Source organism: Sphingobacterium chungjuense (assembly GCF_011316935.1).
Taxonomy (GTDB): Bacteria; Bacteroidota; Bacteroidia; order Sphingobacteriales; family Sphingobacteriaceae; genus Sphingobacterium; species Sphingobacterium chungjuense.
Genome location: NZ_WLYS01000001.1, coordinates 801,132 through 816,419 on the forward strand (window position 1 = coordinate 801,132; position 15,288 = coordinate 816,419).

General features: G+C 42.4%; 13 protein-coding genes. 5 read left to right on the forward strand and 8 right to left on the reverse strand.

Annotated features, from left to right (window positions below; translation table 11 throughout):
* Positions 1 to 5: 5 nt before the first annotated feature.
* From gmk to dnaN, 4 genes are all read right to left on the reverse strand, one after another.
* Complete coding sequence (gene gmk / locus GKO22_RS03665; protein ID WP_166332717.1) at positions 6 to 575, reverse strand: guanylate kinase; 570 nt, start codon at positions 573 to 575, stop codon at positions 6 to 8.
* Between the two features lie 7 nt (positions 576 to 582).
* Positions 583 to 1,458, reverse strand: a complete 876-nt coding sequence (locus tag GKO22_RS03670) for a YicC/YloC family endoribonuclease (RefSeq protein ID WP_166332718.1) — start codon at positions 1,456 to 1,458, stop codon at positions 583 to 585.
* 97 nt (positions 1,459 to 1,555) lie between these two features.
* Positions 1,556 to 2,227 carry a DedA family protein gene (locus GKO22_RS03675; protein ID WP_116775369.1) on the reverse strand — a complete coding sequence of 224 codons (672 nt, stop codon included), beginning with the start codon at positions 2,225 to 2,227 and terminating at the stop codon, positions 1,556 to 1,558.
* Positions 2,228 to 2,241: 14 nt separating this feature from the next.
* Positions 2,242 to 3,363 carry a DNA polymerase III subunit beta gene (gene dnaN / locus GKO22_RS03680; protein ID WP_116775370.1) on the reverse strand — a complete coding sequence of 374 codons (1,122 nt, stop codon included), beginning with the start codon at positions 3,361 to 3,363 and terminating at the stop codon, positions 2,242 to 2,244.
* Between the two features lie 87 nt (positions 3,364 to 3,450).
* On the opposite strand from dnaN, the gene GKO22_RS03685 reads away from it, so the two are divergent.
* The 5 genes from GKO22_RS03685 (at position 3,451) to GKO22_RS03705 (ending at position 8,112) form a co-directional block, all read left to right on the forward strand.
* Positions 3,451 to 4,599: a DNA polymerase III subunit gene (locus GKO22_RS03685; protein ID WP_166332719.1), complete on the forward strand. Its 1,149-nt coding sequence runs from the start codon at positions 3,451 to 3,453 to the stop codon at positions 4,597 to 4,599.
* Positions 4,600 to 4,693: 94 nt separating this feature from the next.
* Positions 4,694 to 5,995 carry a PSP1 domain-containing protein gene (locus GKO22_RS03690; RefSeq protein WP_166332720.1) on the forward strand — a complete coding sequence of 434 codons (1,302 nt, stop codon included), beginning with the start codon at positions 4,694 to 4,696 and terminating at the stop codon, positions 5,993 to 5,995.
* 1 nt (position 5,996) lies between these two features.
* The gene (locus GKO22_RS03695) at positions 5,997 to 6,470 is read left to right on the forward strand and encodes a gliding motility lipoprotein GldH (RefSeq protein ID WP_166332721.1); all 474 of its coding nucleotides are present in this window, start codon (positions 5,997 to 5,999) and stop codon (positions 6,468 to 6,470) included.
* Positions 6,467 to 7,507: a tetraacyldisaccharide 4'-kinase gene (gene lpxK, locus GKO22_RS03700; protein WP_166332722.1), complete on the forward strand. Its 1,041-nt coding sequence runs from the start codon at positions 6,467 to 6,469 to the stop codon at positions 7,505 to 7,507. Before GKO22_RS03695 ends, lpxK begins: the two co-directional genes overlap by 4 nt.
* Positions 7,508 to 7,623: 116 nt before the next feature.
* Positions 7,624 to 8,112 carry a hypothetical protein gene (locus tag GKO22_RS03705; RefSeq protein WP_166332723.1) on the forward strand — a complete coding sequence of 163 codons (489 nt, stop codon included), beginning with the start codon at positions 7,624 to 7,626 and terminating at the stop codon, positions 8,110 to 8,112.
* Between the two features lie 67 nt (positions 8,113 to 8,179).
* On the opposite strand, the gene GKO22_RS03710 is transcribed toward GKO22_RS03705, so the two are convergent.
* The 4 genes from GKO22_RS03710 to GKO22_RS03725 all read right to left on the reverse strand — a co-directional run bounded on the left by GKO22_RS03710 (position 8,180) and on the right by GKO22_RS03725 (position 15,287).
* Complete coding sequence (locus GKO22_RS03710) at positions 8,180 to 10,573, reverse strand: glycoside hydrolase family 3 N-terminal domain-containing protein (RefSeq protein ID WP_166332724.1); 2,394 nt, start codon at positions 10,571 to 10,573, stop codon at positions 8,180 to 8,182.
* A 130-nt stretch (positions 10,574 to 10,703) separates the two neighbouring features.
* Positions 10,704 to 12,131 carry a chromosomal replication initiator protein DnaA gene (gene dnaA / locus GKO22_RS03715; protein ID WP_116775376.1) on the reverse strand — a complete coding sequence of 476 codons (1,428 nt, stop codon included), beginning with the start codon at positions 12,129 to 12,131 and terminating at the stop codon, positions 10,704 to 10,706.
* 353 nt (positions 12,132 to 12,484) lie between these two features.
* Positions 12,485 to 14,413, reverse strand: a complete 1,929-nt coding sequence (gene dxs, locus GKO22_RS03720; protein ID WP_166332725.1) for a 1-deoxy-D-xylulose-5-phosphate synthase — start codon at positions 14,411 to 14,413, stop codon at positions 12,485 to 12,487.
* A 169-nt stretch (positions 14,414 to 14,582) separates the two neighbouring features.
* Complete coding sequence (locus GKO22_RS03725; protein ID WP_166332726.1) at positions 14,583 to 15,287, reverse strand: enoyl-CoA hydratase/isomerase family protein; 705 nt, start codon at positions 15,285 to 15,287, stop codon at positions 14,583 to 14,585.
* Between the last annotated feature and the right edge of the window lies 1 nt (position 15,288).

The window sequence follows — 15,288 nt, forward strand, 5'->3', positions numbered from 1 at the left end:
TCCGGTTAAGATTTAATAAATGGAATAACCAAGTCCTCCGCTTGCTGGCAAGCTTCCTCTAGCTCAAAATTGTTGAGGATGACATCAAATTTATCCGCAAAACTAAGCTCATGCTCGGCTTTGGCAAAACGCTCTTTCAACTTTTCTTCGCTGTCTGTTCCTCTTCCGGCTAAGCGCTCTTTCAACACCGCCAAAGAGGGTGGATTGACAAAAATAGCTAAAGCCTGATCTGGGAACTTAGATTTCAAGCGCAATCCTCCAACCACGTCAATATCAAAAATTACATGTTTGCCTTCGGCCCAAATGCGCTCTACTTCCGAACGCAACGTACCGTAAAAAGTGCCCGAATATACTTCTTCAAACTCGATGAAATTCTGGTGCGCAATCTTGTGCAGAAAATCGTCTTTGGAGATAAAATAATAATCTTTGCCATCTACCTCTTCGCCACGTGGAGCACGCGTACTTGCCGAGATAGAAAAAGCCAGATCATTGGGATATTTATTTAATAGATGTCTTACTATGGTTGTTTTTCCTGCGCCGGATGGTGCAGAAAAGATAATCAATTTGCCACTCATGCTACTCTTATAGTACGTTTAATAACTGTTCTTTGATTTTTTCCAGCTCTTCTTTCATCCGCACAACGATCTGTTGGATATGTGCATTATTTGCTTTGGAGCCCAACGTATTTATTTCTCTACCCATTTCTTGGGAGATGAATCCTAATTTTTTTCCACTAGGATTAGGCGCTTTCAGCGCTTCTAGGAAATACGCACAGTGGCTACTCAAGCGCACTTTTTCTTCGGTGATGTCTAACTTATCGATGTAATAAATCAATTCCTGCTCGAAACGATTCATGTCTACATTTTCTTTGCCAACAGCAGTATCCATATATTGCGCAATGCGTTCGCGAATCAAAGGAATACGATCGCCATCTACTGCTTCTACCTCCTTTTGGAAAGCCATGATATCCTCCACGCGTTTTTGTAGATCTGCACGTAATACATGGCCTTCATCCAAACGGAATTGATTGAATTTTTCGATCGCTTGGTGGAATGCTTCGAATAAAACATTGGCCTCTTCTTCATCCGTTTCGGCTTCATTAGATCCGACCACATCCGGCATCTGCAATGCCAATTGAAGCAATGGCGATTGTTGATCGCCAACTACATTTGCCAATTCTTGTAGCTGCGTGTAGTACTTTTTAAATAATGTTTCGTTGATGCTGGATGATTTCGCGGTTTGATCTGCATATTCCGCCGTTACCGTGATATTGACCTTTCCTCGCTCGATGAGCTTTCCGCTTTCGGCGCGCAGCGCCAATTCCTTATCAGATACGTGCTTAGGCAAACGCAAGCTCAGCTCTAAAAACTTCGAATTGAGGGATTTTATTTCTACAGTGTACTTTACCGTTTGGTTTTCTGCCAAACCTGTACCGTAGCCGGTCATGGATTTTATCATACGCAAAGGTACGAAAACCTATATGAAAATTAATTGATAATCTCTAGACCTCGAGAAGAGGCTATTTCTTCAGAAAAAATACAGAAAACCGTATGAGTCATAAGCCTTCGGCGCGCGCTTTGCGCGATGTATTCCACTCCTTGATAAAGCCATAAATAATTGGCAACACCGAGACCAAGATAATGCCTAAGACGACTTTTTCAAAGTTGTCAGCCACCACCGGAATATTGCCCAAGAAGTACCCGACCAAGGTGATACCGAATACCCAAACGAAACCTCCGATGACATTGAACGTGAAAAAGCGACCATAGTTCATATGTCCAATTCCCGCAACAAAAGGAGCAAAGGTTCTCACGATCGGAACGAAACGAGCGATAATGATGGTCTGAGGACCATGTTTTTCGTAAAATTGATTGGTTTTTTCGATGTATTCGTCTTTGACGAGCTGCTTGTTGAACAATCGTAACCGCACAAATCGATCGCCAGCATACTTACCAATGAGATAGTTGCAGGCATCACCTAAAACCGCAGCAACGAATAGCAATACCAAGCAAAAGTAAATGTTTAGCTGTCCTTGCGCCGCAAACATACCCACAGCAAATAATAGGGAATCGCCCGGCAAGAATGGCATGACGACCAAACCTGTTTCAACGAAAATAATAAGAAATAGGATCGCATAGATCCAATATTTGTAATCAGCAATCAGCTGTATCAGATGATCGTCAATGTGTAAGATGAAATCGATGATTCCATATAAAAAATCCGTCATCGTAGCTGAGCTGACTAATTATTGTTTAACATGACAGGCATGACCAACATCAAGACATCTTCACTGTCTTCTTTGATCGCTGGGAATAATAATCCGGCACGATTTGGTGTACTCATTTCTAAAGTCACCTCTTCAGAACCTAAATTATTCAACATCTCTACCAAGAAACGCGCATTAAACCCGATCTCCATATCATCTCCCTCGTACTGACAGCTCAAACGCTCATGTGCTTCGTTGGAGAAATCCAAATCTTCTGCCGAAATGTGCAATTCACTTCCTGAGATTTTCAACCGCACTTGATGCGTCGTTTTATTCGCGAAAATTACGACGCGGCGCAAAGAGTTTAAGAAACTCGCACGCTCCACCGTCAATTTGTTAGGATTCACCTGTGGAATTACCGCTTCGTAATCTGGGTAACGCTCGTCGATCAATCGACAGATCAACGATACATGACCGAATTGGAAAAATGCATTGGTATTATTGTATTCGATAGATACGTTGATATCATCTGAAGGCAACGAAGACTTCAACAGATTCAAGGCTTTTTTCGGTAATATTAAGGATGTCGGTTTTTCCGCGCCAATATCCGTACGACGGTAGCGCACCAGTTTGTGCGCATCTGTAGATACAAAAGTAATCGACTGCTCCGCCAATTGTACATATACACCCGACATCGCCGGTCTCAATTCGTCGCTACTTACCGCAAAAATAGTTTTGCTAATGGCTTCTGCTAAGATCGGAGCCGCGATATTCACCGTAGAGATATTATCTACCACCGGGATTTTCGGAAAATCATCCGCATTCTCGCCACTCAATTTGTATTTACCGTCTCCCGCGCTGATTTCAATAGCCATCGTGGCTGTATCCACCGAGAAAGCAACCGGCTGATCTGGAAGAGTTTTCAACGTCTCGATCAGGATCTTGGATGGCATGGCAACACGACCTTCTTCTTTGGCTTCGATCTGCAACGATGTCACCATACTGGTCTGCAAATCAGTCGCCGAGATAGTCAGTTCGTTGTCTTTAATTTCGAACAAAAAGTTCTCCAAAATAGGCAAAACCGTGCTGCTACTAGATGCTCCGCTAATGGCCTGCAATTGCTTTAATAAAGTGGATGTGGATACGATAAACCTCATTTGTCGTTGGCTATTTTATACTGCAATAATACAAAAAGATTCCAACTTTCTTCCAAGCTTTTTTCGTTACTTTTGTACGAATCTGCTATGCGTTTTGAAAATATAATAGGTCACGACAGCGTTAAACAACATCTCGTACGTACAGTGCAAGATAACCGGGTAAGTCATGCCCAATTATTTCTCGGACCAGAAGGTTCCGGCTCTTTGGCGCTGGCGATCGCATACGCACAATTCGTGAATTGCGAAGACAAACAGGAAGCAGATAGCTGTGGCGTTTGTGCTTCTTGCCGCAAATACGAAAAGTTAATCCACCCGGATTTACATTTTTCTTATCCTTTTTTCGCCAAATCTTCTGGTGAAGTCGCCATCAACTATATCGAAGCTTGGCGACAGGCCTTGTCAGAAAATCCGTATATGGGGATGAATGCGTGGCGAGCGCAGTTTGATGCGCAAAACAAACAAGCCAACATTAATATTGCAGAGGTACACGATATCATCAAGAAACTCAGTTTCAAAGCATTCGAATCTGAGTATAAAGTGTTGATTATGTGGCTTCCAGAATACTTGGATGCGCAGGGAAATGCTTTATTGAAACTGATTGAAGAACCGCCTGAGAAAACATTGTTTCTACTGGTTGCGGAAAATCAAGATCGTATTCTGAATACCATCATTTCGCGAACACAGTTGGTGAAAATTCACAAACTGACACATACCGACATCAATCAATACCTTATTGAAAACAAGGGGATAGATCCACTCAAAGCGGGAGAGATCTCTTTCTTGGCAGATGGCAATTTGCAATCTGCGATGGAGTTGCTGCAAAGCGATAGCAATGCGTACTTTGATCTGATGATCCAATGGTTGCGTTTGGTGGTGACCGATACGGGGCTTAAGCTGATTCAATTATCGGAGGTCGATTTCCCGAAATTGGGTAGGGAAAATCAAAAAAACTTCCTAATGTATACCATCGGCATGATGCGACAGATCGTGTTGAAATCGCAGGGGCTGGAAAGTTTGATCTTCCTGCAAGACAAAGAATTGGATTTTATTACTAAATTTAGTGAAATATTTACACTGGAACAATTAAGCGCAGGGGTAGATCTACTGGAGAAAACGCATTACGCCGTCGAGCGGAATGCCAATGCTAAAATATTATTTTTAGACTTATCTTTGCAGTTAGTTTTATTGTTCAAATACAAAACGTTCCGCCAACAGGCGGACTCAATATATATATAGACATATGGGATGTGGAAGTTGCGCATCCGGCGGAGGTTGCGGAAGCAAATCTCTAGGGACTGTACCGGCAGGTTGTAATAACAACGGCACGTGTATGACCAGCGGATGCAATAAATTGGATGTTTACGATTGGCTGACCGACATGGATCTGCCTTCTAATTATAAACCGTTTGACATAGTAGAAGTTCGCTTTAAAGGCTCTCGAAAGGAGTTTTTTGTGAATACGGAAAACCTTTACTTGGAGATGGGCGAAATGGTCGCCGTAGAACCTTCTACGGGCGGTTATGATATTGGCCACGTATCACTCACCGGTGAATTGGTTCGCTTGCAGCTCAAGAAAAATCGTGTAAAAGCGGAAGATGTAGCCAAGAAAGTATACCGCAAAGCCACAGAAAAAGATGTTGAAAAGTTTAATGCTGCAAAAGAGCTGGAGTGGGAAACCATGCACCGTGCTCGTACGCTTGCTTTAGATCTAGGTCTTTCGATGAAGATTTCTGATGTGGATTATCAAGGCGATAAGACCAAAGCGACGTTTTATTATACGGCCGAAGGCCGAGTCGATTTTCGGGAATTGATTAAGCGTATGGCTGAATCTTTCCGTATTAGGATCGAAATGCGCCAAATTGGTATGCGCCAAGAAGCGAGTCGTTTGGGCGGAATTGGATCTTGCGGACGCGAATTGTGCTGCTCTACGTGGTTAACAGATTTTAAAACGGTTTCTACTTCGGCTGCGCGCTATCAAAATCTTTCGTTGAATACGTTGAAACTGGCCGGACAATGTGGCAAGTTGAAGTGTTGTTTGAACTACGAGTTGGATAGCTATATGGATGCCTTAAAAGATATCCCGACGGATATAGATCGTATTGATACCGAGATCGGGATGGCGTACTTGCAGAAGACCGATATTTTCAAGAAAACCATGTGGTTTTCGTACCCGAAAGCAGAAAACTGGATTCCTTTGACCGTTGATAAAGTGCGCGAATTCGTACAGATGAACAAGGGCGGCCAAAAGCCAACCGAATTGCTGTACATAGAGCCGGAAGAGGAAACAAAAGCGAAGCCAATTAACTACGATTACGAGAACGTAGTTGGACAGGATAGCTTAACTCGACTAGACGACCGCAACAAAAAGAAACGTCGTAAGAAAAAACCTGCCAGTAAAAATCCAAACGGAGAAACACCGCAAAAATCTGCTGAAAGTAGACCAGCACGACCACCAAGACAGCAACAAGCCAAAGCAGAGAACGCTCCCCGTACGGACAGTCCTAAACCAAAAGCAACAACTGCGGGCGAAGGAACCGAAGGTGCCGCAAAACCGCGCCCAAAAAGACGCAATAACAATAACAGAAACCGCGATAGAAGGAATAATAACAACAACGAAAACAAGACAGAATAGCATGCTGAGAGCACATAGCCTAATAGTTTTGAGCTTAGTGTGGCTGTTGTTGTTGGCATCCTGCGATCCGCATATTGCATACGAGAAAAACAACAGGATCGACGATTACCGTTGGAATCGCGATTCTGTTGCACAGTTTTCTGCGCACATTGCTGATGTCTCCCAACCATATGAAATATTGGTAAATGTGCGGCACAATAATTTTTATCCCTACACCAATCTGGTGTTTTCTGTAGAACAGCAGCATGCTTCCGGTAAGGATACCACGTATAACATGGAGCTATCTTTGGCTAAGGAAGATGGGCGATGGCTCGGTCAATCTGCCGGCAATTTGTATCAGATCAAAGAACCGATTCTTAAAACATACCTCTTTCCTGATACCGGTGTTTACCACTTTTCGATACAGCACCATATGGAGGATCATGAATTGATGGGAATCACCGATATTGGTTTATTAATTGCCCAAAAACCATGATACGCCTACTGCGTTGGCTACTTTTACCCATTTCGCTCTTGTATGGTCTTGCGGTTTGGCTACGCAATGTGCTATACGATACAGGAATCTGGAGCAGTAAAAGTTATCCCGTACGCAGTATTGTGATTGGCAACCTTGCGGTGGGTGGCAGTGGCAAAACGCCCATGACTGAGTGCTTGATCCGATGGTTTGATGGTGAATACAAAATAGCCACGCTAAGCCGTGGCTACGGCCGCAAAACAACAGGTTTTCGCGATGTGCACATAAACGATGATGCCGTCTCGACGGGCGATGAACCTTTGCAGTTCAAACGAAAATTTCCGCACCTGACGGTAGCTGTTTGTGAAGACCGTCGGACAGGGATGGAAATCTTGTTAGAAGATCACGATTTGATATTGCTGGACGATGCCTTTCAGCATCGTAAAGTTTCCGCCAGCTGCAATATTTTGTTGTTTGAATATGCTTCTTTACTCAGGCCAATTATTCCATTGCCCACCGGGAATTTCAGAGATTTATTGCCGCAGGCAAAAAGAGCTGATGTAATCGTCATTACCAAAATACCAAAAGATATTAGCGCACAACAGCGCACCCAAATCACGAAGAAATTACGTAAACATAGTAAAGCGCCCATCTATTTTGCTTCGATCGCTTACGGCGCTCCTAAAGCCCTTTCTAAGCAAAGCAACTCGGCAATTAATTCATCGGTGAATCTGTACGACAAACAGGTGCTGCTAGTAACCGGAATCGCAAACCCAGCTCCCCTATTGGATTATGTTCAACAGGAAGCTAAATATGTGGAAAGCATTGCTTTGCCAGATCATCATCTATTCACGAAAGCAGATTACGAGCGAATTCAGTCGGCCTACGCAGCATTAGCAGCCAAAGAAGATACAGTATTGGTCACTACAGAGAAAGATGCGCAGCGATTATCGCTGCATTCTTTGCCCAATATACCCTGCTATTATATCCCAATTACCTTCGTTTTTGATCAAGAAGAACAGATTCATCAGGATGTTATTAACACTCTTGCGCGATAAAGTGTAAATGAACCTTAAAGGAAGTTAAAAACTGTTTGTTTTTATTTTCTTCCAGATACATTCTCCACCTTTGTTAAAGAAAAAAATGCTATTTAAACTAAAAAAGGAGAAATATTATGAAAAATGTAATGATTGCATTAGCGTTATTAGTAGGGCTAAACGCTGCACAAGCACAAAATCGTAATGAGGCGAACAAAGATGGACAAACTCGTAATCGTGAAAGAACGGAACGCAGTGGTTTCAACAAAGATCCAGAAGCTCGAGCCAAAGCTAAAGTGGAGCAGCTAGATAAAAAACTGGCTCTGACTGCTTCACAAAAAGAATCTATCCATAAACTGGTACTAGATCAATCGAAGAATGCACAAGCACTTTACAAAGATTCAGATCCTAAGAACGAAGAAACACGCAATAAAGCGAAAGAATTAAGAGCTCAAACCGATCGTAAAATAGAAGCATTATTGGATGCGAATCAAAAAGAAAAGTATGCTGAAATGCAGAAAAATCGCAGCGAGTGGTCTAAACGTACTAATCGCAGACCTGATCGCGATAAACGTGAATGCAAAAAACAAGATGGTGACAAGAGCGTAGAACATGATCACTCTTAATACCCAAGCCAGTAAAAAGCCCGAAATCAGATGATTTCGGGCTTTTTTAATGTGGTATACAGCTGTCTTATTTCACTTTTCCGTACAAAGGTAGCTGTACTGATTTGGTGATCTCTGCCTTTTCATTTAGGCGGATATCATCCGCAGAAGCGCCTACCATCACATGGAAACTTCCCGCTTCCATGATACGCTGCATCTTTGGATTGATTATCGAAAGATCTTCGGGAAGCAAACGGAACACAACTTGCTTGGATTTCCCAGCGGCCAAATGGATACGATCAAATTTCTTCAGTTGTTTGATCGGTTGTACCGTTGAAGCAAATTCATCGCGTACATACAGTTGCACCACTTCATCTCCAGCACGCGATCCTGTATTTTTCACTTGGAAACTCACTTCTATACCACCATCTGCCTGTTGCGTGATCTTCAAATCACTGTAACCAAACTCTGTAAAACTCTTTCCGTAACCAAATGTATATAAGGGCGAACCTAAAGTTTCTACATAATCATGCCCTTTAGGCACTTTTTTGTTGTAATACACAGGTAATTGACCAACCGAACGCGGTACAGAAATCGGCATTCTTCCTGCTGGATTGTAATCGCCAAAGATGACATCGGCAATGGCATTTCCACCTTCTTGACCAGGATACCAAGCATTCAACAAAGCATCCGCATTTTCCTTTGCCCAATTCATATTGAGTGGTCTTCCCTGAATATACACCACGATCATCGGTTTGCCCGTTTTTTTAATCGCTTCTAGTAACTTTATCTGATCGCCTAATAAATCCAATGTAGAACGATCAAAACCTTCACCACTTTCCATATCACTAAGCGATTTGGCATCGGCTACAGCCGCTCCAGTTTCGATGTATTTGGTTTCGAAATCGCGCGCACTAGAACCACCAACTACTACGACCGCAACGTCGGCTTGCATTGCCGCTTCTACTGCTGCTGCAATATCAGATTGCGCCGTATCGCGAATCGCTGTACCTTTTGCATAGATGACATTTGCTGTAGGTACTTTTGTTTTAATACCATCTAATACCGTACGGATCACTGCACGTTCTTGTGGTGCGGTGTAGTCGCCCAATTGATTATAATAGGTATCCGCATTTGGACCGATCACCGCAATCTTTTTTACTTTTTTGGCAGATAATGGCAATACGTTGTTTTTATTTTCGAGCAAGACAATAGATTCTTGTGCCGCTTTACGAGCTACGGCTACGTTGTCTTTGCTTCTTACTTCACGTCCTGCTGCTTTTGCATCACGGTATGGATTTTCAAACAACCCCATCTCAAACTTAAGACGCAACACACGTGAGGCAGCACTATCGATCTTGGCGATATCAATTTTTCCAGCGTTGACCGCCTCGATAAGCTCTGCGAATGGGCGTGCGCCCAAATCCACATCCACGCCAGCCTCCAATGACATCGTCCCTGCCTCTTGCAAAGAAGATGCTACACGATGGCTCGAATACACGCCATCAATACTTCCTAAATCGGAAACCACAAAGCCATCAAATCCCCAATCTTTGCGCAATACATCGGTCAGTAAATAACCATCTGCCGTACAAGGAATACCATCAATGGAGTTGTAAGCCGTCATTACCGATAGTGCGCCGGCTTCTACTGTTTTGAAAAACGGCGGCAGAAAACTTTCATGCAATTCCCGCTGCCCGATGATGGCACTATTGCCATTGTGGCCACCTTCTGGTATGCCGTAAGCAATGAAATGCTTAATGGTGGAAATCACCGCGTATGGATTCTTGATATCGCCTGCACCAGCTCCCTTTGCTGCTGCGGCGCCCATTGTTCCGCTCAAAACGGGATCTTCACCATATGTTTCTTCTACGCGAGACCAACGTGGATCGCGCGAAAGATCTAAAACCGGTCCGTAACCAATATGTCCACCTTGAAGACGAACTTCTTTGGCGGAAACTGCCGAAACTTGCTCTTGTAATGCAGGATTCCACGTAGAGGCCATACCAATTCCTGTCGGGAAAACTGTCGTTCCGATAGCCATATGACCATGTGGTGCTTCTTCTGCAATGAAAATTGGAATTCCCAAACGAGTTTCTTCCACGGCATAGCGCTGCATGGCATTGGCTGCTTCGGCAGCTAATGCTGGTCTAAGACCATTTTCCAATGTTTTCTGCGTCCAAGGATCTGCACGAAATACCGCCCAAAACATACCTACATGCTGCTTATCCAGCAAATTCTTGTATTTCTCTGAGTAGGTTACGGTATTACCATTTTTGGTATACATTTCCCAACCAAGTGGACAGAGCAACTGACCCACTTTCTCTTCTAGCGTCATGTGACTTAAAAGATCGGCCGTGCGCTCGCTCGTGCTTAACCGAGCATCTTTATATCGAAATTTCTCTTGTGCTAAACTGGAGGTTGTATTTAGACACAATCCTAAGCCCGCAATTAGCAATATGTTTCGAGTTTCTTTAAACATAATAAAAGGTATTAGCCTGCTCAATGCAACCGTTTGCATTGAAATTTGACGCAAAATAAGAATAATCAACTTAAAATAAAAAGGCGCCTAAGTAACAACTTGGCGCCTGTATAAAATATGTGACTTAAGACTACGAAGCTTTTAGCTTTTTCTGGATGTCTTGCACGTAGGTTTTGAATTTTTTGTCGGTTTCGATGAGATCTTCTACCGTTTGGCAAGCGTAAATAACTGTGGAGTGATCACGGCCTCCAAAGAAGTTACCGATCGACTTTAGAGAGGATTTCGTGTGGTTTTTGGCCAAGTACATGGAGATTTGACGCGCCTGTACAATCTCTCGCTTTCTCACCTTGGATTTCACCATCTCAACCGGTACTTCAAAGTACTCACAAACCAGTTTCTGGATGTAATCCATCGAGATTTCTTTGCTGGTGTTCTTCACGAAGTTCTTCAACATGGACTTCGCTAAGTTCAGATCAATCTCTTTTTTATTGAGCGTGGATTGTGCAAGCAAAGAAACCATGGCTCCCTCTAACTCCCGGACGCTATTATCGATCTGATTAGCCACAAATTCGACTACATTCTCTGGCAATTCGATCCCGTCCGAATACATTTTCTTCTTGAGGATTGCCATTCTTGTTTCTAGATCGGGCACCTGAATATCGGCTGAAAGCCCCCATTTGAAACGGCTTAGTAAGCGCTCTTCTAATCCTGATAAATCTTTTGGTGGTTTATCTGAGGTCAAGATAATCTGCTTACCCGATTGGTGTAGGTGATTGAAGATATGGAAGAAAATATCCTGCGTTTTTTCTTTTCCGGCGAAGTTATGCACATCATCCATGACGATCACGTCCATCGCTTGGTAAAAATTTACGAAATCATTGATCGTATTGTTTTTCAATGAGTCCACAAATTGCTGACAGAACTTCTCGCAGGAAACATAGATCACCAATTTATCTGGAAGATTCTTTTTGATTTCGTTTCCAATAGCTTGCACTAAGTGCGTTTTACCTAAGCCGACATCGCCATATACCATCAATGGGTTGAAGGAAGTGCCGCCCGGTTTGTTTGCTACGGCAAAACCTGCTGATCGCGCCAAACGATTACATTCTCCTTCGATGAAGTTATCAAAGGTATAATTTTGATTAAGCTGTGGATCTACCTGCAGCTTTTTCAACCCTGGAATCACGAATGGATTCTTGATATTTTTGTTGAGTGCAACAGGTACAGGGATCGATTGATTCTTTCCTTCTGCCCCATTTCCGTTAGACGGTATGTTGGTGGTAAATGGTATACTAGTCGAAGATTTTTCTACGACAATATTGTATTCCAAACGACCTTGTTCTCCTAAGAACTTTTTAACTGTTTTGCGAAGGATGCCCACATAATGTTCTTCTAACCATTCGTAGAAAAACAAGCTCGGCACCTGAATAGTCAAAACGTTTTCTTCAAGACGTATGGCCTTCACAGGCTCAAACCATGTTTTGAAACTCTGCGCAGGAATGTTGTCTTTTATGACTTGAAGACAGCTATTCCACACACTTGTACACGTTTTTTCCATTCGTAAATTGTTAATAACTTGAAAACCAATGATTGACAAAAAAGCTGTTAAAAACTTTCTCTTACAACGAAGATGACAATTTTTTTTGAGCTATAAAACTAAAAATATAAAAAAAGAATAAGTGTTTAATTATCAGTTTTTTACAATAAAAATTAAGCGTTATCACTACAAATTTTGATGTCAATATTTTTTTATTAACATCGATTTTGTATGCTGATTTTTTCACTTAAAAAGTGCCTTTTACTTAGATGTTCGAAAGGACTTGTGGAAAACTTTGGCGGTTAATAACGCGTATTTTACCCCAGAGATAGAAATTACCTCTAGGGGCTCACTTTTAAAGAATTATGTAGCAATTATCCGACCAAAGTTTGGGTTTTGCGGCCGGCTGTTAGTTTATTTATTTCTTCTGCCATTGCAGTTGCATCGTAGCGGCATATTTGCCACAATTCCTCTTGATCACCGTGTTCCACGATATCATCTGGTATACCTAATCGTACCACCTGAGCTTGATAATTGTGCTCTGCCATAAACTCTAAGATTGCAGATCCAAATCCACCCATTAAGCAACCGTCCTCGACGGTGATTACTTTTTGGAATTTGGCAAAGATTTGGTGCAGCAGCTCTTCGTCCAATGGTTTGACAAAGCGCATATCATAATGCGCTGGATGAATACCTTCTTCGCTTACTTGCTTGAAAGCTTTCACAACTTCATTACCAATATGACCAAAACTAAGTACGGCTACTTCTTCACCATCGCAAATCTTATGACCTTTACCAATTGGAAGTTCTCTAAATGGTTTCCGCCAATCCGGCATCACGCCAGATCCACGTGGATAACGAATGCTGAATGGTCCTTTGTCTGGCAATTGCGCGGTAAACATCATATTGCGAAGCTCTTCTTCGTTCATAGGAGCGGCCACAATCATATTTGGTACACAACGCATAAAAGCAATATCATAAGCGCCATGATGCGTCGGTCCATCAGCACCGACCAAACCTGCTCTATCTAAGCAGAATACCACATTGAGTTTCTGTAATGCCACATCGTGGATCGCTTGATCGAATGCGCGCTGCATAAAGGAAGAATATATGGTACAGAAAGGTACTAAACCTTGCGTGGCAAGTCCAGCACTAAATGTAACCGCATGTTGCTCTGCAATACCTACATCAAATGCACGATCAGGCATCGCTTTCATCATGATATTCAAAGATGAACCACTCGGCATTGCTGGGGTAATTCCCATGATTGCCTTATTTGACTCTGCCAGCTCCACTAGTGTGTGGCCGAATACGTCTTGGTATTTTGGTGCCTGAGGTTTCTCGTGAATTGTTTTCTTAATTTCTCCCGTAATCTTGTCGAACAGACCGGGTGCATGCCATTTGGTTTGATCTTTCTCGGCCAAAGCATAACCTTTACCTTTTACCGTAATGGCGTGCAGGAGCTTTGGTCCAGGAATATGTTTTAGATCTTCTATGGTTTTGGCCAGTTGATTAACATCGTGCCCGTCTACTGGACCAAAATATCTAAAATTAAGCGATTCAAATAAGTTAGCGTTCTCCCAGAGCGTTCCTTTAATGGTCTGCTGGAGTTTTTTAGCCCAACCGTAGGCATTAGGTCCATTCTTAGAAATTTTAGCTAAGACACTGACCAAATCGTCTCTAAATCGATTGTAACTTTTAGAAGTGGTGATATTAGTAAGATAATCCTTCAATGCACCTACATTGGGATCAATGGACATGCAATTGTCATTGAGGATGACCAGAATATTTGATTTTTCAATACCGGCGTGGTTAAGCGCTTCAAAAGCCATTCCACCAGTTAATGCACCATCTCCGATTACGGCTACGTGCTGGCGATCGTGTTCTCCCTTGTAAGCAGAAGCTACTGCCATACCCAAAGCTGCAGAAATAGACGTGGACGAATGCCCTACGCCGAAGGCGTCGTATTCACTTTCGGATCGTTTTGGAAATCCAGACAATCCACCGATAAGGCGATTAGTATGAAAATTTTCTCTTCTTCCTGTCAGAATTTTATGACCGTAAGCTTGGTGACCAACATCAAACACGATTTGATCATACGGTGTATTGAGCACATAATGTAGCGCCACAGTCAATTCGACTACGCCCAAACTTGCTGCAAAGTGCCCGCCATTTACCGAAACTATATCAATAATATATTGCCGTAAATCAGAACAAACTTCCTCTAGGTCAGTCTCTTTCAATTTTCGTAAATCAGATGGCAATATAATATCCTTTAGTTTGGATCCAATCTCTATGCTCATATGGGAGAAATATTCAAAAATAGATTACAAAGTAACAAACTTATTAACAATATACACAAATAAATGTTTCTGCTAATCAATAAGCTCTGTATTAATTTGTACGTATTTGGTGGAAACAGAAGGTCTGAATTTTCCCAAAAAAGGGTGCTATCTTCATTTTATTAAGCACTTATTTTAGCTTATCCAATACCTGCTTTAAATAGCTATATTGTTTTTCTGTAGGCATATCTTTCAATTGCCGAATAGATTCGAATCCTGCTTTGAGTACAGATACATCGGCTTTGGCGAACTTGTCCAACAAGTTTTGCCAAGTAGCTTCGTTTAGATATCCATCGACAATACCTAACGACAGCGCTTCTTCAACCGAAAAATAATCGGTATTCAAACACAATTGCAATACTTTCTTTTCTGGAACTACGCGCAGCAAACTGGCCATCACTTGAAATGGAAATAGGCCCAAGTCTAATTCAGGAAGCCTAAAACGCACTTCTGGTTTGGCTAATACATACGTACATCCGAGTATGTACAAAAATCCGCCAGCAATTACGTCTCCTTCTACTATGGCGATAGAAGGTTTATTCAATTTATTAAACACTTCACCCAACGATATCTCTTGGTGTGGAATGGCTTCATTTCTTACATCCAAGTTTTCGTCGCGAAATGTCTTGAGATCCATTCCGGCACAAAATACCGGTCCTTCTGCAGAAAGCACGACAACCGTAATTTCATCATCCTGATTGATCTGCTCGATGGCATGCGCTATTTCACTAATCGTAGCCGGTGTAAAGGCATTCCGCTTTGCGGGACGCGCCAAGGTTAAGTGAAATATATGTCCTTCTTTGCGGGTTTTGATATAATGATACGGTATTTCCATG